This is a genomic window from Stenotrophomonas sp. Br8, from assembly GCF_014763005.1.
GTDB classification, from domain to species: domain Bacteria; phylum Pseudomonadota; class Gammaproteobacteria; order Xanthomonadales; family Xanthomonadaceae; genus Stenotrophomonas; species Stenotrophomonas lactitubi.
The window spans coordinates 1-20,441 of sequence record NZ_JACGTN010000020.1; the positions used below are offsets into that span (position 1 = coordinate 1).

20 protein-coding genes are annotated in these 20,441 nt (G+C 67.8%); all 20 read left to right on the forward strand.

Going from position 1 to position 20,441, the window contains the following annotated elements; genetic code table 11:
- Positions 1–272 precede the first annotated feature (272 nt).
- The 20 genes from fliE (at position 273) to H3005_RS17420 (ending at position 20,430) form a co-directional block, all read left to right on the forward strand.
- On the forward strand, positions 273–638 hold the full coding sequence (gene fliE / locus H3005_RS17325; RefSeq protein WP_025878997.1) for a flagellar hook-basal body complex protein FliE: 366 nt from the start codon (positions 273–275) through the stop codon (positions 636–638).
- Positions 639–650: 12 nt separating this feature from the next.
- A complete protein-coding gene (gene fliF / locus H3005_RS17330) occupies positions 651–2,297 on the forward strand; it encodes a flagellar basal-body MS-ring/collar protein FliF (protein ID WP_191078649.1) in 1,647 nt (548 codons plus the stop codon).
- Between the two features lie 10 nt (positions 2,298–2,307).
- A complete protein-coding gene (fliG, locus tag H3005_RS17335; protein WP_089241304.1) occupies positions 2,308–3,294 on the forward strand; it encodes a flagellar motor switch protein FliG in 987 nt (328 codons plus the stop codon).
- A 29-nt stretch (positions 3,295–3,323) separates the two neighbouring features.
- Positions 3,324–3,932, forward strand: a complete 609-nt coding sequence (locus H3005_RS17340) for a FliH/SctL family protein (RefSeq protein ID WP_180167444.1) — start codon at positions 3,324–3,326, stop codon at positions 3,930–3,932.
- Positions 3,929–5,329 carry a FliI/YscN family ATPase gene (locus tag H3005_RS17345; protein ID WP_089241013.1) on the forward strand — a complete coding sequence of 467 codons (1,401 nt, stop codon included), beginning with the start codon at positions 3,929–3,931 and terminating at the stop codon, positions 5,327–5,329. Before H3005_RS17340 ends, H3005_RS17345 begins: the two co-directional genes overlap by 4 nt.
- Positions 5,326–5,808 carry a flagellar export protein FliJ gene (fliJ, locus tag H3005_RS17350; protein WP_089241011.1) on the forward strand — a complete coding sequence of 161 codons (483 nt, stop codon included), beginning with the start codon at positions 5,326–5,328 and terminating at the stop codon, positions 5,806–5,808. Before H3005_RS17345 ends, fliJ begins: the two co-directional genes overlap by 4 nt.
- Entirely contained in the window at positions 5,808–6,941 is a 1,134-nt protein-coding gene (locus H3005_RS17355) for a flagellar hook-length control protein FliK (RefSeq protein WP_191078650.1), read from the forward strand. The genes fliJ and H3005_RS17355 overlap by 1 nt, the downstream gene beginning before the upstream one ends.
- 219 nt (positions 6,942–7,160) lie before the next feature.
- Complete coding sequence (locus H3005_RS17360; RefSeq protein WP_191078651.1) at positions 7,161–7,676, forward strand: flagellar basal body-associated FliL family protein; 516 nt, start codon at positions 7,161–7,163, stop codon at positions 7,674–7,676.
- A 10-nt stretch (positions 7,677–7,686) separates the two neighbouring features.
- Positions 7,687–8,691: a flagellar motor switch protein FliM gene (fliM, locus tag H3005_RS17365; RefSeq protein WP_025878989.1), complete on the forward strand. Its 1,005-nt coding sequence runs from the start codon at positions 7,687–7,689 to the stop codon at positions 8,689–8,691.
- Entirely contained in the window at positions 8,688–9,023 is a 336-nt protein-coding gene (fliN, locus tag H3005_RS17370; protein WP_089241007.1) for a flagellar motor switch protein FliN, read from the forward strand. Before fliM ends, fliN begins: the two co-directional genes overlap by 4 nt.
- On the forward strand, positions 9,020–9,427 hold the full coding sequence (fliO, locus tag H3005_RS17375) for a flagellar biosynthetic protein FliO (RefSeq protein ID WP_191078652.1): 408 nt from the start codon (positions 9,020–9,022) through the stop codon (positions 9,425–9,427). The genes fliN and fliO overlap by 4 nt, the downstream gene beginning before the upstream one ends.
- A gap of 1 nt (position 9,428) precedes the next feature.
- On the forward strand, positions 9,429–10,208 hold the full coding sequence (fliP, locus tag H3005_RS17380; protein ID WP_191078653.1) for a flagellar type III secretion system pore protein FliP: 780 nt from the start codon (positions 9,429–9,431) through the stop codon (positions 10,206–10,208).
- Positions 10,209–10,285: 77 nt separating this feature from the next.
- Positions 10,286–10,555: a flagellar biosynthetic protein FliQ gene (locus H3005_RS17385; protein ID WP_005413254.1), complete on the forward strand. Its 270-nt coding sequence runs from the start codon at positions 10,286–10,288 to the stop codon at positions 10,553–10,555.
- A gap of 16 nt (positions 10,556–10,571) precedes the next feature.
- A complete protein-coding gene (gene fliR, locus H3005_RS17390) occupies positions 10,572–11,363 on the forward strand; it encodes a flagellar biosynthetic protein FliR (RefSeq protein WP_089241001.1) in 792 nt (263 codons plus the stop codon).
- 162 nt (positions 11,364–11,525) lie between these two features.
- Positions 11,526–13,655: a bifunctional diguanylate cyclase/phosphodiesterase gene (locus tag H3005_RS17395; RefSeq protein WP_191078654.1), complete on the forward strand. Its 2,130-nt coding sequence runs from the start codon at positions 11,526–11,528 to the stop codon at positions 13,653–13,655.
- A gap of 166 nt (positions 13,656–13,821) precedes the next feature.
- Positions 13,822–14,952, forward strand: a complete 1,131-nt coding sequence (flhB, locus tag H3005_RS17400) for a flagellar biosynthesis protein FlhB (RefSeq protein WP_089240997.1) — start codon at positions 13,822–13,824, stop codon at positions 14,950–14,952.
- Positions 14,949–17,051 carry a flagellar biosynthesis protein FlhA gene (gene flhA / locus H3005_RS17405; protein WP_100465286.1) on the forward strand — a complete coding sequence of 701 codons (2,103 nt, stop codon included), beginning with the start codon at positions 14,949–14,951 and terminating at the stop codon, positions 17,049–17,051. The genes flhB and flhA overlap by 4 nt, the downstream gene beginning before the upstream one ends.
- 145 nt (positions 17,052–17,196) lie before the next feature.
- On the forward strand, positions 17,197–18,816 hold the full coding sequence (gene flhF / locus H3005_RS17410; protein WP_100552468.1) for a flagellar biosynthesis protein FlhF: 1,620 nt from the start codon (positions 17,197–17,199) through the stop codon (positions 18,814–18,816).
- Complete coding sequence (locus H3005_RS17415; protein WP_025878980.1) at positions 18,803–19,690, forward strand: P-loop NTPase; 888 nt, start codon at positions 18,803–18,805, stop codon at positions 19,688–19,690. Before flhF ends, H3005_RS17415 begins: the two co-directional genes overlap by 14 nt.
- Positions 19,687–20,430, forward strand: coding sequence for an RNA polymerase sigma factor FliA (locus H3005_RS17420; RefSeq protein ID WP_025878979.1), 744 nt, complete (start codon positions 19,687–19,689; stop codon positions 20,428–20,430). The genes H3005_RS17415 and H3005_RS17420 overlap by 4 nt, the downstream gene beginning before the upstream one ends.
- Positions 20,431–20,441 lie beyond the last annotated feature (11 nt).

Below are 20,441 nucleotides of genomic sequence, written 5' to 3' on the forward strand. Positions count from 1 at the left end.
TCCGGTTGCGGGGGCGTGAGCGCCATGGATGGCGCGACCGAGCCTACAGGGACGTATTCACGGCGTCCCCCGCAACCGGACCCACCCCGCCATCCCACGGATAGCCAGCTTCTGCTGTTGCTCCGGCCTTTGCCGTTGCTTCGGCAGGTGCAGGGCGCAGCCCTGCCGAACACCCCCCAACCCTCACGTCACTGAACCGATCAGCGATTTCGGCACGGCACTTGCACTAGCTCCAGCAGACACCCCCATCCCTGTTTCTGGAACCGTTGCAGATGTCCCACTCCGTCACTTCGATCCTTTCCCAGATCCGCTCCTACCAGACCCAGGTGGGACAGCCCGCGCTCAACCCGCTGGCCGAAGCGCCGCGTAGCAATGCCCTGCCGGGCACGGTGCTGGATGCGCCGCAGGTCCAGCCTGCCAGCTTCACCGAAACCCTGCGCGGCGCCATCGCCGGCGTCAACGATGCGCAACAGAAATCCGGCGCGCTGGCCAAGGCCTTCGAACTGGGTGAACCCGGTGCCGACCTGGCCAAGGTGATGGTCGCCTCGCAGCAGTCCCAGATCGCCTTCCGCGCCACCGTGGAAGTCCGTAACCGTCTCGTCCAGGCTTATCAGGACGTGATGAACATGCCGCTGTAAGGATAGAAACGCATGGCCCTGTCGCTCTCCAAGGAATCCCTGAACGCCGAAAAGGCGGGCCAGTGGTTCGACCGGCTGCAAAGCCTGCAGATCACCCGTCGGCTCGGACTGATGGCGATGATCGCCGTGGCCGTGGCGGCAGGCCTGTTCGTGTTCTTCTGGTCGCAGAAGCCGGGCATGGTGCCGCTGTACACCGGCCTGGACCAGAAGGCCACCGCTGAAGCGACCGACCTGCTGCGTGCCGCACAGATTCCGTTCCAGCTGGACCCGGCCACCGGTGGCATCACCGTGCCGGAAAAGAACCTGCACGACGCCCGCCTGAAACTGGCGGGCTCGGGCCTGACCGACAGCGGCAAACTCGGCTTCGAACTGATGGAGCGCGACCCGGGTTTCGGTGTCAGCCAGTTCGTGGAAAGCGCGCGCTACCAGCACGCACTGGAAACCGAGCTGTCGCGCACCATCAACACGCTGCGCCCGGTGCGCGATTCGCGCGTGCATCTGGCCATTCCCAAGCCCAGCGCGTTCACCCGCCAGCGTGACGTGGCCAGTGCCTCGGTCACCCTGGAACTGCGCGGCGGCCAGCAGCTGGAACGCAGCCAGGTCGATGCGATCGTGCACATGGTGGCTGCCGCCATCCCCGATCTGGCGCCGGAACGCGTCACCGTGGTCGACCAGAGCGGTCGCATGCTCAGCGTCAGCGACCCGAACAGCGAAGCGGCGGTCAACGCTGCCCAGTTCGAACAGGTGCGCCGCCAGGAAACCTCGTTCAACCAGCGCATCCGCGAACTGCTGGAACCGATGACCGGTCCCGGCCGGGTCAACCCGGAAGTCAGCGTGGACATGGACTTCTCGGTGACCGAAGAAGCGCGCGAGCTCTACAACGGCGAGCCGCAGAAACTGCGCAGCGAGCAGATGAGCGAGAACAGCAGCAGCACGCCGGGCCCGCAGGGCGTACCGGGTGCCACCAGCAACAGCCCGCCGGGCCAGGCCGCCGCACCAGCCACCGCGCAGGCGCCAACCGAAAGCAGCAAGAACGCGACCCGCAACTACGAGCTGGACCGTACCCTGCAGCACACCCGCCAGCCAGCGGGCCGCATCAAGCGCGTGTCGGTGGCGGTGCTGGTGGACAACGTGCCGCGCGCCGGTGCCAACGGCAAGGTTGCACCGCAGCCGCTGTCGGCGGCAGAACTGACCCGGGTCGAAGCGCTGGTCAAGCAGGCTGTTGGTTTCAGTGCCGAGCGTGGCGACACCGTGTCGGTGATGAATGCCCCGTTCGTGCGTGATACCACGCCGGTGGAAGGCCCGAACTGGTGGGAACTGCCGTGGGTGCACGATGCCGGCCGCATGCTGCTGGGTGCGCTGGTGGTGATGGCGCTGCTGTTCGGCGTACTGCGCCCGGCACTGCGCGGCATCACCGGGCAGAACCGCAGGAACGAAGAACTGGCGCTGGAACCGCATACCGCGGACGTGCAGCTGGTCGATGACGATGGCACCCCGCTGCCGGCGCTCGGCGCCGATCGGGCAAGCCTGGGCGGGCCGGAAGCATTGGCCCTGCCGGTGGATTCTTATGAGGAACGACTGCGGATGGCGCGTGAAGCCGTGAAGACCGACTCCAAGCGCGTGGCCCAGGTGGTCAAGGGCTGGGTAGCCAATGACTGAGGTCGCCCCCCTGACCGGCGTGCAGCGCGCCGCCGTCCTGCTGCTGTCGCTGGGTGAACTGGACGCGGCCGAAGTGCTGCGCCACATGGAACCGAAGGAGGTGCAGAAGATCGGCATCGCCATGGCCACCATGTCCGACATCACCCGCGAACAGGTGGAACGGGTGATGGACCAGTTCAGCAGTGAGCTGGGCTCGAAGACCTCGCTGGGCGTGGGCTCGGACGACTACATCCGCAACATGCTGGTGCAGGCGCTGGGCAGCGAAAAGGCCGGCAACCTGATCGACCGCATCCTGCTGGGCCGCAACACCACTGGTCTGGACGCGCTGAAGTGGATGGACCCGCGTGCGGTGGCCGACCTGGTGCGCAACGAGCACCCGCAGATCATCGCGATCGTGATGGCACACCTGGAAACCGACCAGGCTGCCGACGCGCTGAAGCTGCTGCCCGACCGCACCCGTGTGGACGTGTTGCTGCGCATCGCCACCCTCGACGGCATTCCGCCCAATGCGCTGAACGAACTCAACGAGATCATGGAACGCCAGTTCGCCGGCAACCAGAACCTGAAGTCGTCCAACATCGGCGGCGTGCAGTGCGCGGCCAACATCCTCAACTTCATGGACAGCGGCCAGGACCAGGCCATCCTGGGCGAAATCGCACGTATCGATGCGCCGCTGAGTGGCCGCATCCAGGACCTGATGTTCGTGTTCGACGACCTGGTGGACCTGGACGACCGCGAGATGCAGCTGGTGCTGCGCGAAGTCAGCGGCGAGCGGCTGGGCCTGGCCCTGCGCGGTGCCGACATCAAGGTGCGCGACAAGATCACCCGCAACATGTCCCAGCGCGCGGCCGAGATCCTGCTGGAAGACATGGAAGCGCGCGGCCCGGTGCGCCTGTCCGACGTGGAAGTGGCGCAGCGCGAGATCCTGGCCATCGTCAAGCGCATGGCCGATGAGGGCACCGTCACCATCGGTGGCAGCGCGGAGGCGATGCTGTGAGCAACGTCGTGCGCTGGCTTGCCCCGGACCTGCTGGCCCAGCCCGAACCGGTGCTGGACCACGACGATGCCTTCGAACTCACCGAGCCGGACCCGGAGCATGAGCCGGAGCCGCCGCTGCAGCTGCCTACCCTGGAAGAAATCCAGGCGATCCAGGACAGCGCCGAGAAGGAAGGTTTCGACCACGGCCACGCCGATGGTTTCAGCCAGGGCCAGGCCGAGGTGCGCCGACTGGTCGCACAGATCGAGGGCATCCTCGACAACTTCGGGCGGCCGCTGGCGCGTCTGGAAAATGAAGTGGTCGGCGCGCTCGGCGAACTGGCGGTACGCATCGCCGGTGCGCTGGTCGGCCGTGCCTACGAGGCCGACCCGGCGCTGCTGGGGCAACTGGTCGGCGAGGCGATTGACGCCGTAGGCGGCAGCAACCGTGAGGTGGAAGTGCGCCTGCATCCGGATGACATCACCGCCCTCGCCCCGTTGTTGACCCTGTCGCCGCAGCAGCGCCTTGTGCCCGACACCAGCCTGAGCCGTGGCGATCTGCGCGTGCATGCCGAAGCGGTGCGCATCGACGGCACGCTGGAAGCGCGCCTGCGCGGCGCCCTGGATGCCGTGATCCGCCAGACCGGAGCCATCGCATGAACACCGACACCGCGTCGCCGTCGTCTCCGCCGGCCGACTGGACCATTCCCCGCAACCTGCGCCTGGCCAACCGTCTCGACGGCCTGAAGGTCGACACCGCGCACGGCCGCGGGCTGATCCGCGAGGGCGTGTTGCGCCGGGCGGTCGGCCTGACACTTGAGGCGGTCGGCTGCGAAGCACCGCTGGGCGCCAGCTGCAAGGTGGAAGTGGTCGACGGCGGCTGGGTCGATGCCGAAGTGGTCGGCTTCGCCGGCGAACGCACCTACCTGATGCCCAGTGCCGAACTGCATGGCCTGTTGCCGAATGCACGGGTGGTGCCATCGGCCCGCCGTGGCGGCGTGGAAGTGGGCGAAGGCCTGCTTGGCCGCGTCATCGACAGCGATGGCGTGCCGTTGGACGGCAAGGGCCCGATCCGTGCGGAAGGCCACGTTGGCATGGCCGGCGTCTCGATCAATCCGCTGGCACGCGAACCGATCACCCAGCCCCTGGATGTGGGCGTGCGCGCGATCAATGCGCTGCTGCCGATTGGTCGCGGCCAGCGTGTCGGCCTGTTCGCCGGCTCCGGCGTCGGCAAGTCGACGCTGCTGGGCATGATGACCCGCTACACCGCCGCCGACGTGATCGTGGTCGGCCTGATCGGTGAGCGTGGCCGCGAAGTGCGCGATTTCGTTGAAAGCACCCTCGGCGAGGAAGGCCTGCGCCGCGCCGTGGTGGTGGCCAGCCCGGCCGACCGTCCGCCGCTGGCCCGCCTGCATGGCGCCTACCGCGCCACCGCCATCGCCGAGTGGTTCCGCGACCAGGGCCTGAACGTCCTGCTGCTGATGGATTCGCTGACCCGCTTCGCCCAGGCACAGCGCGAGATCGGTCTGTCGGTGGGCGAGCCCCCCACTACACGCGGCTACCCGCCATCGGTGTTCGCCAAGCTGCCGGCACTGGTCGAACGTGCAGGCAATGGTGCCAAGGGCCGCGGCTCGATCACCGCCTTCTACACCGTGCTGACCGAAGGCGACGATCCGCAGGATCCGATCGCCGATGCAGCGCGCGCGATTCTCGACGGCCACATCCTGCTCTCGCGCCGCGTGGCCGACAGCGGCCTGTACCCGGCGATCGACGTGGAATCGTCGGTCAGCCGCGTGGTCACGGAAATCGCCGACGAACCGTGGCGCCTGCGCATCCGCAAGCTGAAACGGCTGGTCTCGGCCTACTCGGCCAACCGCGACCTGATCGCCATCGGCGCCTATCAGCGCGGCAACGACGCCGCGACCGATGAAGCCCTTGAGCGCTGGCCGGAAATCATGGAATTCCTCGGCCAGGATGTTGCCAAGGCCGCAGATCTACCGCACAGCCAGGCGGCGTTGCAGCGCCTGGTGGAACAAGAGAATGAGAGGCTGACATGATCCAGTCCAAGCGCATCGATCCGCTGCTGAAGCGGGCCCAGGAACACGAGGACGCGGTCGCCCGCGACCTGGCCGAGCGCCAGACCGTGCTCGACACCCATCTGTCGCGCCTGGACGAACTGCGTCGCTACGCCGAGGAATATGCCTCGCAGCAGATGGCCGACGCGCAGATGGCCGCGACCAGCCCGGCGCAGCTGTTGAACCGGCGCGCTTTCCTGGACCGGCTGGACAGCGCGGTGGAACAGCAGCAGCAGACCGTCAACGGCAACCGCGAGAAGGTCGAAGCCGAGCGCGCACGCCTGATCCTGGCCAGCCGTGACAAGGCGGTGCTGGAACAGCTGGCCGCCAGCTACCGCGCGCAGGAAAAGGTGGTAACCGACCGCCGCGACCAGCGCGAGATGGATGACATCGGCGCACGTCGCGCGCGCCTGGCACAGACCGAAGACCAGGATGATGGCGAGCAGGGAGGCCGATCGTGATGCCCTCCCCCCTGAGCAGCAACGCCAGCGCACCGACGCCCGGCGGCAGCGGCAATGCCAGCGGTGCACGCACCTCGAGCAGTGATTCGGGCAAGGATTTCGGCCAGATGCTGCAGGGTGGCAGCGCGTCGAGCAGCACTACCGGTGCTGCGGCCACCGCCAGCAGCCCGGCGAAACCTACCACCGCTCCATCGACTTCCGATGGTAATCCGGGCAAGACGACGCCACGGCCGGGCGACGGCGAAACCGCCGCCACTGACCCTGCGACTTCGACACCCGCTGCACCGGCAACGTCGGCAGCTGCCGATGACAAGGACTCCCCGGCCAGCACGGACGACGCGCCTTGGCCGCCGCTGGGGTTGGCCGGTCTGGTGCTGGCCGTGCCCACCGGCGTCGATCCGGTGCCTGTTGTGCCGCCGCCGACGGCCAGCGATGCCGACGGCGGTGCACTGCCCTTGGCTGCGCCGGCACTTCCCGCCGCAGCGGCACCAGCCGCGGTCAGCGCATCGGCATCCGCTGCCGGCGACGCTGAGGCCAGCGGCCTGCCGTTGCCCGAACTGGTGCTGGGTGGCAAGGCGCTGGATCGGGCCGAGGATGGCGACAGCCTGCAGATCGGCGACCGCGCGCCGCCGGCGCCGCTGCAGCCCCCGCTGCCCGCCGCCCTGCAGGACCTTAAGGCCGCACTGGCCAGCAATGCTGTCTTCAACGGCGAACCCACACCGAAGCCGGTACTGGGCGACGATGGTTTCGACCAGGCCATCGGTGCGCGCATCGGCTGGCTGGCTGACCAGAAGATCGGTCATGCCCACATCCGCCTCAATCCGGAAGACCTGGGGCCGGTGGACGTGCGCCTGCAGATGAACGGTGACAAGGTGCATGCCAGCTTCAGCAGCCCGCACGTCGACGTACGCCAGGCGCTGGAAAGCAGCCTGCCGCGCCTGCGTGAACTGCTCGGCGAGCAGGGCTTCCAGTTGGCCCATGCCGATGTCGGCCAGCAGCACAGCGGCGACGGCAATCCGGGCAGCCAGGCCGGCGGCGGTCGCGGTGGTGACGGAGAACCGTCACTGGGCGACACCACAGTGTCGGCATCGCAGCTGATCCGCCAGCGCGGGTTGTTGGACGCGTACGCCTGACAGGCGTGCCAACCAAGGTTGGCACCTACCAAGAGCGGGACGGTTGGCAACCGCCAATCGGTAGCGCCGGGCCATGCCCGGCGGATTCCCGACATCCCGCCGGGCATGGCCCGGCGCTACCGATATGAACACCCGACAGAATTCCGTCGCACCCCTCGCCGGTCACTCCGGCACACCCCTTGCATATCCCGGTGAAGCAACCCTCAGGAGCTTCACCCCGTGGCCGCAGCCGCTGACAAAACCAAGAAGACCGCCGAGAAGGACAAGACCGCCAAGCCGCGCAGTCCGATCCTGATCACCGCCCTGGTCGCCGTACTGGCCGCCGGCGCCGCCGGTGGCGGGGTGTGGTTCTTCACCCAGTCCAAGCACGAAGACAAGACCGCGCAGGCGCCGAAGAAGACTGCCACCCCGGCCCCGGCGCAGTACTTCGCACTGGAACCGGCGTTCGTGGTCAACCTCAACGGTTCGATCGACGGCCCGCGCTACCTGCAGGTGGAAGTGCAGCTGATGACCCGCGATCCGGCCGCGCTGGAAGCGATCAAGACCCATGCCCCGGCCATCCGCGCACGCCTGCTGATGCTGTTCTCGCAGGTCAGCCCGCAGCAGATCGCCGACATCGCCGGCAAGCAGAAACTGCAGGCCGATTCGCTGGCCGAAGTGCAGAAGGTGCTGAAGGCAGAGACCGGCAGCAACGGTGCCGACGACCTGCTGTTCACCAGCTTCGTGACCCAGTAAGGGCTCCCCGATGAATGACCTGCTGTCCCAGGATGAGATCGATGCCCTGTTGCATGGCGTGGACAGTGGCGCGGTCGAAACCGAGCCGGACGCCCCCAGTGGCGAAGCACGCTCCTACGATTTCGCCAGCCAGGACCGCATCATCCGCGGTCGCATGCCGACCCTGGAAATGGTCCACGAGCGCTTCGCGCGCCTGTGGCGGATCGGCCTGTTCAACCTGATCCGGCGTTCGGCCGAACTGTCCGTGCGCGGCATCGAGCTGATCAAGTTCAACGATTACATGCACTCGCTGTATGTGCCGACCAACCTGAACCTGATCCGCTTCAAGCCACTGCGTGGTACCGGCCTGATCGTGTTCGAACCGACCCTGGTGTTCGCCATCGTCGACAACTTCTTCGGTGGCGACGGGCGTTACCCGACGCGCATCGAAGGCCGCGAGTTCACCGCCACCGAAATGCGGGTGATCCACCTGCTGCTGAAGCAGACCTTCGCCGACCTGCGTGAAGCGTGGGCGCCGGTGATGGACGTGGAATTCGAGTACATCAACTCGGAAATCAACCCGCACTTCGCCAACATCGTGACGCCGCGCGAATACGTGGTGGTGTGCCGCCTGCATGTCGAACTCGACGGCGGTGGCGGCGACATCCACGTGACCCTGCCGTACTCGATGCTGGAGCCGATCCGCGAACTGCTCGACGCCGGCATCCAGAGCGACCGCAACGACCGCGACGAGAGCTGGGGCCGCACCCTGCGCGAGCAGCTCAACGTGGCCGAAGTCACCCTGTCCAGCGTGCTGGCCAGCAAGCGCATGACCCTGCGCGACCTGACCCGGCTGAAGGTCGGCGACATCCTGCCGATCGACCTCAGCCCGCAGGTGCCGCTGTGCGTGGAGAACATCCCGGTGTTCACCGGTGAGTTCGGCGTCGCCAACGGCATGAACGCCGTAAAGATCACCGCTACCCATCCGCCGGGCACCCGTCCGCGCGTACCCGTCATCCAGGAAGACCCGCAATGAACGATATCGACGCCCTCGAACCGACCCCGGCCCAGTTCAGCAGCCTGCAGGCCGATGAGGCGACCGGCCCGGATTTGAACCTGGACGTGATCCTCGACGTGCCGGTGACGTTGTCGCTGGAAGTCGGTCGCGCCCGCCTGCCGATCCGCAACCTGCTGCAGCTCAACCAGGGTTCGGTGGTGGAGCTGGAGCGTGGTGCCGGCGAATCGCTGGACGTGTTCGTCAACGGCACGCTGATCGCCCATGGCGAAGTGGTGGTGATCAACGACCGCTTCGGCGTGCGCCTGACCGATGTGGTCAGCCCCAGCGAGCGGATCCGGAGACTGCGTTGAGCCTGCTCGCCGCCACCGCGCTGGCCGTCGCCAAGACGGCCCCGCAGGTCGGCCAGCATGCGCCGGCCGCACCGAGCCTGTTCGGTGCGGTGCTGGCCCTGCTGGCAGTGCTGGCCCTGGTCATCGGCCTGGGCTGGCTGCTCAAGCGCCTGCCCGGCAGCGGCTTCCGCCCGGCCGAGGGCATGAAGCTGGTGGCGAGCCTGAATGTTGGCGCCAAGGAGCGCGTGGTGGTGGTCGAGGTCAATGGCCAGCAGCTGCTGCTGGGCGTGACCGCCGGCGGCATCAACGCCCTGCACACCTTGCCCGAACCACTGCCGCCGCCTGCGCCGCTGCGCGTACCCGATCTGAAGAACCTGCCGAATTTCGCCCAGCTGCTGCAACAGCGGCTGCGCAAGGACCCCTGACATGCGTGTGACCCGTTCCCGTCTTGCCGCCCTGCTGCCGTGGCTGAGCCTGATCGCCCTGTGCCTGCTGCCTGCGCTGGCGTTCGCCGCCCCGGGCGCACCGACCACACCGCTGCCGGACATCAACGTCGGCAAGGTCGGCGGTGCGCCGGTCAGCCTGCCGCTGCAGACGCTGCTGCTGATGACGGCGATCACCCTGATCCCGTCGATGCTGCTGGTGCTGACCTCCTTCACCCGCATCATCATCGTGCTGGGCCTGCTGCGGCAGGCGCTGGGCACCGGCCAGACGCCGTCCAACCAGGTACTGCTGGGGCTGGCCCTGTTCCTCACTGCGATGATCATGCTGCCGACCTGGGACAAGGCCTGGAGCACCGGCATGGCGCCGTATCTCAATGGCGAGATCGACTTCCAGACCGCCTGGACGCTGACCACCACGCCGCTGCGCGCCTTCATGCTGGCGCAGATCCGCGAGACCGACCTGATGACCTTCGCCGGCATCGCCGGGCACGGCACCTACGCCAACCCCGATGCGATTCCGTTCCCGGTGCTGGTCGCTTCGTTCGTCACCAGTGAGCTGAAGACCGCCTTCGAAATCGGCTTCCTGATCTTCATCCCGTTCGTGATCATCGACCTGGTCGTGGCCAGCGTGCTGATGTCGATGGGCATGATGATGCTGTCGCCGATGCTTGTGTCGGCACCGTTCAAGATCCTGCTGTTCGTGCTGGTCGATGGCTGGGTACTGACCGTCGGCACGCTGGCGGCAAGCTTCAATCCGGCCTGACAGACGCGACGCCGGGCAGTGCCGGCCGCCGCATTGACCACCGCCGGGCATGGCCCGGCGCTACCGATGGAACCCTGATGTCTCCCGAACTTGCCTTGACCGAACTGCGTGGCGGCCTGATCACCGTGCTGTGGGTGGCTGGCCCGCTGCTGCTGACCGTCCTGGTGGTCGGCGTTGTGGTGGGCGTGGTGCAGGCCGCGACCCAGCTCAACGAACCCACCATCGCCTTCGTTGCCAAGGCCGCAGCGCTCACTGCGGTGTTGTTCGCACTGGGCAGCCTGCTGATCGGCCATCTGGTCGAATTCACTACGCTGCTGTTCCAGCGCATTCCGCACCTGATCGGCTAGACGGACCCGCACGCAGATGGACGCCGCCACCCAGATGGCTGCCGACGGCCTGAATGCCTTCGGCATGATCGGCACCGTGCTGTGGACCATGCTGCGCATCGGCGCGGTGGCCATGGCGATGCCGATGATCGGTACCCGCGCCGTGCCCGGCCGGGTGCGAGTGATGCTGGCCGGTACCCTGGCCATTGCGTTGGCGCCCCTGCTGCCGCCGGTACCGGACTGGACCGGCTTCGACGCCGCCACCGTGCTGACCATCGCGCGCGAGCTGGCGATCGGCGTGGCCATCGGTTTCATGCTGCGGCTGGTGTTCGAGGCGGGCGCGATGGCCGGCGAACTGGTCGCCCAGGGCACCGGCCTGGCGTTTGCGCAGATGAGCGACCCGCTGCGCGGCGGCACCTCCGGTGTCATCGGCCAATGGTTCTATCTGCTGTTCGGCCTGCTGTTCTTCACCGCCAACGGCCATCTGGCGCTGATCTCGCTGGTGGTGGACAGCTACCGCGCCCTGCCGATCGGGGCGCCCCTGCCCGACCCGCACGCCTTCTTCAGCATCGCCCCGACCTTCCTGCTGACCGTGCTGCGAGGGGCGCTGACCCTGGCCATCCCGCTGACCGTGGCGATGCTGGCGGTGAACCTGGCCTTCGGCGTACTGGCCCGCGCGGCGCCGGCGCTGAATCCGATCCAGCTGGGCCTGCCGGTCTCGCTGCTGCTGGGCCTGTTCCTGCTGACCCTGCTGGTCGGTGAAATGGGCCCGCCGGTGCAGCGCCTGTTCGATGCCGCCTTCGAGGCTGCGGGTGCCGTGACCCGCTGACGCGGTCATCACGTTTTGCTGCTTGCCGTCCCCCCCGGTGCCCGCGTTAGAGTGAATGGGCAGCGACCGGGGGGACGCTGCAACCGGCGGCCTCTGGTCGCCCGCCTTACGCATGCCCCACCGTAGTTTTTCCGTTGACAGGCAGGTCCGGGAGACTGACGAATGCTGGAAGGCACGTACAACCCGTGGCTGGTGGCGACCTCATTGCTGGTTGCAGTGATGGCGTCCTATACCGCGCTGGCGATGGCCGGGCGCACCGTCACCGCGCCTGGCAAGGGCGCGACCTGGTGGTGGCGCCTCGGCGGCGGCTTTGCGATGGGGCTGGGCATCTGGTCGATGCACTTCATCGGCATGCTCGCCTTCGACCTGCCCATTCCGCTGGGCTACGACCTGCCCATCACCCTGCTGTCGCTGGCACTGGCGATCGGCTCGTCGGTGTTCGCGCTCTGGCTGGTGTCGCTGCGTACCCTGCCCCATCCACGCCTGGCCGGTGGCGCGTTGCTGATGGGCAGCGGCATCGCCAGCATGCATTACGTGGGCATGGCCGCGATGCGCATGCAACCTGGCATCGATTATCAGCCGGTGTGGCTGCTGCTGTCGCTGCTGGTTGCGGTGGCCGCGTCGTGGACCGCGCTGTATGTGGCCTTCCGCCTGCGCGCGCAGCACACCCGCATCGGCGACCGCCTGGCTGCCGCCGGCCTGCTCGGCCTGGCCATCGTCGGCATGCACTACACCGGCATGGCCGCCGCCCGTTTCCCCGAAGGCAGCATCTGCGGCGCCGCAGTGGGCGATGGCCTGCAGAACAACTGGCTGGCGATGCTGGTGGTGGTGCTGACCGTGGCGATCCTGGCGGTGGTGCTGGTGGTGTCCTGGCTGGACCAGCGGGTGGAGGCACAGCTGTTGCGCCTGCGCAATTCGCTGCTCAGCACCTCGTTGACCGACGCCCAGCAGGAACTGACCCAGGCCGCGCTGCACGACCCGCTCACCCGCCTGCCGAACCGGCTGCTGCTGCAGCGGCGCATCGTGCAGGCACTGGCCGAGGCCGAACAGGGCGGCAGCCGCTTCGCGGTGATGTTCATGGACCTGGATGGCTTCAAGCAGGTCAATGATGCCTATGGCCACCAGGCCGGCGACGCGCTGCTGGTGGCGGTGGCCGAACGCACCCGCCAGCTGCTGCGCCCACACGATCTGCTGGCACGGCTGGGCGGCGACGAATTCGTGCTGGTGGTGCGCATCGAGCACGACGAGGACCTGCCGACCCTGGCCCGGCGCATCCTGCAGGCGGTGGGCAGCGGCCCGCTGCTGCCGGACAACGAACTGCAGGTGACCGCCAGCATCGGCATCGCGATCTGCCCCGACCACGCCGCCAGCGAACGCCAGCTGATGGCCTTCGCCGACGCAGCCATGTACCAGGCCAAGGAGTCGGGCCGCAATGCGTTCGTGCTGTTCGCCGACTGGATGAACGACAGCGCCGAGCAGCAGTTCCGCCTGCTGGCCGACCTGCGTCGGGCGATCGGCAGCGAGCAACTGTTCCTGCATTACCAGCCGAAGATCCGCGTGGCCACGCAGAAGGTGGCTGGCGCCGAAGCGCTGATCCGCTGGCGCCACCCGGAACAGGGCCTGATTCCGCCGGACCGCTTCATCCGCCTGGCCGAGCGCAGCGGTGCGATCAACGAGATCGGCCGCTGGGCGCTGGACCAGGCCTGCCAGCAGCTGCGGCACTGGCACGATGCCGGCCACGACAGCTGGACGATGTCGGTGAACCTGTCACCGGTGCAGTTCAGTTCGCCACACCTGCTGCAGGACGTACGCGAGGTGATCGAGCGCTACGCGATCGCCCCGCGCAACCTGGTGCTGGAGATCACCGAAAGCACGGTGATGCGCGATACCGATACCAGCCTACGCCTGCTGCAGAGCTTCTCCGCCCTGGGCGTGGGCATCTCGATCGATGATTTCGGCACCGGTTACTCCAGCCTGCTGTACCTGAAACGCCTGCCGGCCACCGAGATCAAGATCGACCATGCATTCGTGCGCGACCTGGAACACAGCGCCGAGGACGTGGTGATCGTGTCGGCCATTGTTGCGCTGGGCCACGCGCTGGACATGGATATCGTCGCCGAAGGTGTAGAGACCGCAGCGCAGCGCGCCTACCTGGAGCGCCTGGGTTGCGACTACCTGCAGGGCTTCCTGCTGGGCCGGCCGGTGGACCCCGCCCGCTTCATGCAGCTGCACGACCTGCCGCGGCCACGGGTGGAACTGGCGCAGAGCCCGCAGGACCAGCCCCCGGGGTAGCGCCGGGCCATGCCCGGCGGATGCAATGATCCAGGCTGCCCGCTCGCCGGGCATGGCCCGGCGCTACCGGTACCTGCTCCGGCAGGCGCCAACTTCGGTTGGCACATGCACCCGTCACGGAACGATTCTTGCACGCACCCCGGCATCCCCTGCTGCAGTGCCTGTGATGTCCGAGAACGAATCCGCCGGCGAAAAAACCGAACAACCGACAGAAAAACGCCTGCGCGACGCCCGCGAACAGGGCAACCTGCCGCGCTCGCGTGAACTGGGCACGGCCGCCGTATTCGGCGCCGGGGTGATCGCGGTGATGGCCATGAGTGGCTCGATGGCCAGCGGCGCCAGCGCCTGGATGCGCCATGCGCTCAGCCCCGAACAGAGCCTGCGCCAGCACCCCAAGGCCCTGTTCGGCCACTTCGGCGACCTGCTGCTGCAGCTGATGTGGGTGATCGCCCCGCTGGTGCTGGTCTGCCTGCTGGCCAGTTTCCTGGCGCCGGTGGTGATGGGCGGCCTGCGCTGGTCGGCCAAAGCGATGATGCCCGACATCAACCGCATGAACCCGATGAGCGGGCTCAAGCGCCTGTACGGCCCCGAAGCCGTGGCCGAGTTCATCAAGTCGTTGCTGCGCGTAGCCTTCGTCGGCGTCGCCGCCGGCATGGTCGTGTGGACCAGTTTCAACACCCTGCGCGGGCTGATCCACCAGCCACTGGAAACCGCCATCGGCGACGGCCTGGGCTTCACCCTGCGGCTGCTGCTGGCCACCGCCGGAGCGATGCTGGTACTGGCCGCCATCGACGCGCCGTACCAGCGCTGGAACTGGATGCGCAAGCTGAAGATGACCCGCGAAGAGCTGCGCCGGGAAATGAAGGAAAGCGAAGGCAGCCCGGAGGTGAAGGGCCGCATCCGCCAGCTGCAGCAGCAGATGGCCAACCGCCGGATGATGGAGGCGGTCCCCACCGCCGACGTGGTGGTGGTCAACCCGACCCACTATGCGGTGGCCTTGAAGTACGAAGGTGGGGCCATGAATGCGCCCACCGTGGTCGCCCTGGGCGTGGATGAAACCGCCCTGCGCATCCGTGAAGTGGCCGACGGCAACAAGGTCGCCATCGTCTCTGCCCCGCCTTTGGCACGCGCCTTGTATCGGGAAGGCCAACTCGGCAAGGAAATCCCCGTGAGACTGTATTCAGCCGTCGCCCAGGTCCTCTCTTATGTCTACCAGCTGCGCAGCTGGCGGACCGGCCCGATGCCGTCCACGCCACACATCCAGGTTGATGAGTTCGGCAACGGGGGCCGTCCATGAGCGCCCAGGCCTCCAGCTTCAATACCCGCCGCGCGCTTGAGATGATCCGCCAGGGTCTGGGCGCGCCGCTGATCGTGCTGGCCCTGCTGGCCATGGTCGTGGTGCCGCTGGCCGCGCCGGTGCTCGATGCGTTGTTCACTTTCAACATCGCCATCTCGTTGATGGTGCTGCTGGCGGTGGTCTACGTGAAGCGCCCGCTGGACTTCACCATCTTCCCGATCGTGCTGCTGATCACCACCATGCTGCGGCTGGCGCTGAACGTGGCCTCGACCCGCGTGATCCTGCTCAACGGCCAGAACGGCCACGAAGCGGCCGGCAAGGTGATCGCCGCGTTCGGTGAATTCGTGATCGGCGGCAACTACGCCGTCGGCATCGTGGTGTTCGCGATCCTGACCATCATCAATTTCGTGGTCATCACCAAGGGCGCCGGCCGCGTCTCGGAAGTGACCGCGCGCTTCATCCTCGATGCCATGCCCGGCAAGCAGATGGCGATCGACGCCGATCTCAACGCCGGTTTGCTGACGCGCGAGGAAGCCAAGCTGCGCCGCGAAGAGGTCCGCGAGGAAGCCGACTTCTACGGCGCAATGGACGGTGCCAGCAAGTTCATCCGCGGCGATGCGATCGCCGGCATCCTGATCCTGTTCATCAACATGCTGGGCGGCCTGGCCGTGGGCGTGCTGCAGCATGGCATGCCGTTCGGCGAGGCCGCGGCCACCTATACCCTGCTGTCGATCGGTGACGGCCTGGTGGCGCAGCTGCCGGCGCTGCTGGTCTCCAGTGCGGTGGCGATGCTGGTTACCCGTGCCTCGCGTTCGCAGGACATGGCACAGGCAATGACCGGCCAGGTGTTCGGCCAGTACCGTGCGCTGGCGATCACCGCCGGCATCCTCGGCGTGGTCGGCCTGGTGCCGGGCATGCCCAACGTCGCTTTCCTGACGCTGGCCGCGATCCTCGGCTTCATCGCCTGGAAGGTGTACCGCAAGGGCCTGGCGCCGGCGCAGGCCGACACCGCGGCAGGCGAAACCAACGCACTGAACGCGCTGGGCCGCCCCGCCGCCCCCGCGCCCACGGCGGAACTGAGCTGGGATGAACTGCGCCCGGTCGATCCGCTGGGCCTGGAAGTCGGCTATCGATTGATCTCACTGGTGGACAGCAACCAGGGCGGCGAACTGATGCCGCGTATCAAGGGCGTGCGCCGCAAGCTCACCCAGGACGTCGGCTTCCTGATTCCGTCGGTACACATCCGCGACAACCTGGAACTGCCGGCCAACGGCTACCGGGTCCTGGTGCATGGCGTGCCGGTGGCCACCGCAGAAATCCATCCCGACCGCGAACTGGCACTGGACCCCGGCAGTGCGCTCGGTCCGCTGGAAGGCATCGCCGGCAAGGACCCCGCCTTCGGCCTGGATGCGACCTGGATCCAGCCGCACCAGCGCGCCCAGGCAGAAACTCTGGGCTACACCGTGGTCGACCCGGCCACGGTGGTGGCCACCCATCTTTCGCACCTGATCCGCGAGCACGCGCCGGAACTGCTTGGCCACGAGGAAGTGCAGCACCTGCTGGCCAACCTCGCCAAGAGCGCGCCCAAGCTCGTCGAAGATCTGACGCCGAAGGCGCTGCCGCTGTCGGCGGTGGTGCGCGTGCTGCAGAACCTGCTGGTCGAGCGCATTCCGATCCGCCAGCTGCGCAAGATCGCCGAAGCCCTGGTCGAACATGCCCCGCACAGCCAGGACCCGGCCACGCTGACCGCCGCTGTGCGCACCGCGCTGGGCCGCTTCATCGTGCAGGAGATCGCCGGAATGTCGGCGGAGCTGCCGGTGTTCACCCTCAACCCGCAATTGGAACGTGTCTTGCAGGAGTCCACGCAGGGCAACGGCGCCGCGCTGGAACCCGGACTCGCTGAGCGACTGCACCAGAGCCTGGCCGAATGTGTCAGCAAGCAGGAAGCCCGCAACGAGCCCGCGGTGGTGCTGGTACCAGGCCCGGTGCGCGCCGCGCTGGCCCGCCTGGTCCGCCACAGCGTTCCGTCGCTGTCGGTCCTGGCTTACAGCGAGGTGCCGGAGGACAAGCGCCTGAAGCTGGTCGGAACGATCAGCTGACGCCGCCCTGCAAAGCGCCAGAAAACAGACACCACTTTCAAACACCCGCAACAGACAGATTCCAAGGGGAACCCGAACCGTGCAGACCACCGACCACCCGCGTTCTCCGACCGCCACTCCGCCGACTTCGTCCCGTGACCACAGCATGAAAATCAAACGATTCGTCGCCGCCGACATGCGCTCGGCCATGAACCTGGTGCGCAAGGAACATGGTCCTGACGCCGTGATCCTGTCCAACCGCCGGATCGAGGAAGGCATCGAGATCGTGGCCGCCGCCAACTACGATGAGAGCGCCGTGCAGCGCGCCCTGGAAGCGTCGCGTCGCGACGTGGCGCCGCCGCCCGCACCGAAGCCGCGTACCGCCGCCGACGCGGTGATCGCCGCGGTCACCCGCCGTCGCAGCAGCACCCCGGCACCGGAGCCGGTGGCAGCCACCACTTCCGCCGTCGCCGCCCTCGCCCGCGCTGCCGTCGGCGCGACCGGCCGCACCCTCGACAGCGCCGACGAAATCGTGCCGACCCGTGGCAGCACCGGTTTCGCCGCTACGCTGGCGCGTGCCGCCGTCAATGAATCGACGCTGCCGGAACAGATCTTCGCCCCGTTTGCCGACGCCATCGTTGCGCCCTTGCCGGCCGCAGCTGCCGCGGTGAACCGCGCCCGCTTCCAGATCGATCCACCGCTGGAAGACAGCGCGCAGCTGCCGGCAGTCTCGCCGCCGCCGCTGCCGGTTGCCAGCCAGGCCGCCGCAGCGCCCGAAGACGAAGCACCCCATGCGCCGGTTGCCGTGCAGCCGACGGAAGTTGCGCCGGCACCGCTGCCGACCCTGGCCCCGGCACCTGCTCTCACTCTGGTTGCCGACGACGCCGAGATCCGCCACCTGCGCCAGGAAGTGGCCGGCATGCGCCAGGTGATCGAGCGCGAAATGAACCGCTTCACCGATGAGCGCCTGCGCGGCTGCCCGGTGCGCGCAACCGCGCTGGACCTGATGGACGAGTACGGCTTCGACGCCGGCATCGCCCGCGACGTGGCCATGCAGATTCCGCTGGAAACCGAAGCGCATCGTGGCCGCGGCCTGATGCTGGGGCTGATCTCGCGCAAGCTGCCGATCGCCCCGGTCGATCCGATGGAGGAAGGCGGTGTGATCGCCCTGGTCGGCCCGACCGGCGCCGGCAAGACCACCACCATCGCCAAGCTGGCCTCGCGCTTCGCCGAAGCCCATGCCGCCCGCGATGTCGCCCTGGTCACCACCGATACGATGCGCATCGGCGCCCGTGAACAGCTGTACGGCTACGGCCGCCAGCTCGGCATCGCGGTGCACGAGGCCAACAGCGGCACCGACCTGGACCAGCTGCTGGAGCGATTGAAGGACTACAAGCTGGTGCTGATCGACACCGCCGGCCTCGGCCCGCGCGACCGTGCGCTGGCCGCCCAGCTGCAGTGGCTGCGCGCTGCCCGCCAGGTCCGCACCCTGCTGGTGCTGCCGGCCAACACCAGCTTCGGTGACATGGACGAGGTGGTGCGCCGCTTCGGCGCGGCCAACCTGCAGGGCCTGGTGCTGAGCAAGCTGGACGAGACCGGTCGCTTCGGCAACGCCCTGTCGGTGGCGGTGGACCACAAGCTGCCGATCACCTGGGTGACCGACGGCCAGGACGTCCCGGACGACCTGCACCGGGCCAGTGCAGCCAATCTTGTACTTCGCCTTGAAGATTTGCGCCGCGCGGCCGATATGCCCTGCAACCCGGAGTTGAACCATGCCGTCGCGTGAGTACGCCAAGCTGACCACCACCTTCCCGCTGACGGCGACCCGCAGCGAGCCGCTTGGCCCTGTGCGCACAATTGCCGTGACCGGCGGCAAGGGCGGCGTCGGCAAGACCAACGTGTCGGCCAACCTGGCCGTAGCGCTTGCCGGCATGGGTAAACGCACCCTGCTGCTGGACGCCGACCTCGGCCTGGCCAACATCGACGTGATCCTCGGCCTGAGCCCCACCAATACCCTGGCCGACCTGGTCGCTGGCCGTTGCAGCCTGGATGACGTGATCATCGAAGGCCCGAACGGCGTGCTGGTGGTCCCGGCCGCGTCCGGCCGCCGGCACATGGCCGAGCTGGCCCCGGCCGAGCATGTGGGCCTGGTCAACGTGTTCTCCGAACTGGAGCGCGAGCTGGACATCATGGTGGTGGACACCGCCGCCGGCATCACCGATGGCGTGCTGACCTTCTGCCAGGCCGCGCAGGACACCGTGGTGGTGGTCTGCGATGAACCGGCCTCGATCACCGACGCGTACGCACTGATCAAGGTGCTGTCGCGCGAACGTGGCGTGGACCGCATCCAGGTGGTGGCCAACATGGTGCGCGACCCCAACGAAGGCCGCGTGCTGTACGAGAAGCTGACCCGCGTCTGCGAGAAATTCCTCGCCGATGTCTCGCTGAACTACCTCGGCTGCGTGCCGCAGGACGATTGGCTGCGCCTGTCGGTGCAGCGCCAGCAGCCGGTGGTGAAGGCCTATCCGTCCAGCCCGTCGGCGCTGGCGATCACCGAGATCGCCCGCCGCACCGCCCGCTGGCAGGCACCGACCGAGCCGCGCGGTGGCGTCGAGTTCTTCCTCGAGCGCATCATCAAGCAGCGTGGGGTGGCCGCATGAAAGGCGCCGCCCAGTACAGAGAGGTCCAGCGCACGGCGGCCAATGAGGTCATCGCCCAGCACTCGGACCTGGTGCGGCGCATCGCCCACCATCTGGCCGCGCGCCTGCCGGCCAGCGTTGAAGTGGACGACCTGATCCAGGCCGGCATGATGGGCCTGATCGAAGCGTCGCGCAGCTACGACGCCGACCAGGGCGCCTCGTTCGAGACCTACGCCTCGATCCGCATCCGCGGCTCGATGATCGATGAGATCCGTCGTGGCGACTGGGTGCCGCGTTCGGTGCACCGCCGTGCCCGCGATGCTGCTGCCACCATCCGCCGCCTGGAGCAGAGCACCGGCCGCGCCGCCAGCGCCACCGAAGTGGCCGCTGCGATGGAGATGCCGCTGCCCGAGTACCTGCGCCTGATGGAGGACGCCTCGCGCGGGCAGGTGCTGAGCCTGGAATCACGCATTGAAGACCAGGGCGAGCTGGACACCGTCGCCCAGGGCGGCCCGACCCCGCAGCAGGTACTGGAACGCGGCGAGTTCGGCCGCGAGCTGGGCAATGCCATCGGCCACCTGCCCGAGCGCGAACAGCTGGTGCTGTCGCTCTACTACGAGCAGGAACTGAATTTGAAGGAGATCGGCGCAGTGCTCGGCGTGAGCGAGTCGCGGGTCTGCCAGATCCACGGCCAGGCGGTCCTGCGCCTGCGTGGCCGACTGAAGATTTTCGAGGCGGCCGACGCCGGCCTCGAGAGCTGATCAACAAAGGA

Coding starts and splice junctions, on each gene's coding strand:
- fliE (WP_025878997.1), top strand. CDS start 273: ATGTCCCACTCCGTCACTTCGATCCTTTCCCAGATCCGCTCCTACCAG.
- fliF (WP_191078649.1), top strand. CDS start 651: ATGGCCCTGTCGCTCTCCAAGGAATCCCTGAACGCCGAAAAGGCGGGC.
- H3005_RS17345 (WP_089241013.1), top strand. CDS start 3,929: ATGAACACCGACACCGCGTCGCCGTCGTCTCCGCCGGCCGACTGGACC.
- fliJ (WP_089241011.1), top strand. CDS start 5,326: ATGATCCAGTCCAAGCGCATCGATCCGCTGCTGAAGCGGGCCCAGGAA.
- H3005_RS17355 (WP_191078650.1), top strand. CDS start 5,808: ATGCCCTCCCCCCTGAGCAGCAACGCCAGCGCACCGACGCCCGGCGGC.
- fliM (WP_025878989.1), top strand. CDS start 7,687: ATGAATGACCTGCTGTCCCAGGATGAGATCGATGCCCTGTTGCATGGC.
- fliN (WP_089241007.1), top strand. CDS start 8,688: ATGAACGATATCGACGCCCTCGAACCGACCCCGGCCCAGTTCAGCAGC.
- fliP (WP_191078653.1), top strand. CDS start 9,429: ATGCGTGTGACCCGTTCCCGTCTTGCCGCCCTGCTGCCGTGGCTGAGC.
- H3005_RS17385 (WP_005413254.1), top strand. CDS start 10,286: ATGTCTCCCGAACTTGCCTTGACCGAACTGCGTGGCGGCCTGATCACC.
- fliR (WP_089241001.1), top strand. CDS start 10,572: ATGGACGCCGCCACCCAGATGGCTGCCGACGGCCTGAATGCCTTCGGC.
- H3005_RS17395 (WP_191078654.1), top strand. CDS start 11,526: ATGCTGGAAGGCACGTACAACCCGTGGCTGGTGGCGACCTCATTGCTG.
- flhB (WP_089240997.1), top strand. CDS start 13,822: ATGTCCGAGAACGAATCCGCCGGCGAAAAAACCGAACAACCGACAGAA.
- flhA (WP_100465286.1), top strand. CDS start 14,949: ATGAGCGCCCAGGCCTCCAGCTTCAATACCCGCCGCGCGCTTGAGATG.
- flhF (WP_100552468.1), top strand. CDS start 17,197: ATGAAAATCAAACGATTCGTCGCCGCCGACATGCGCTCGGCCATGAAC.
- H3005_RS17415 (WP_025878980.1), top strand. CDS start 18,803: ATGCCGTCGCGTGAGTACGCCAAGCTGACCACCACCTTCCCGCTGACG.
- H3005_RS17420 (WP_025878979.1), top strand. CDS start 19,687: ATGAAAGGCGCCGCCCAGTACAGAGAGGTCCAGCGCACGGCGGCCAAT.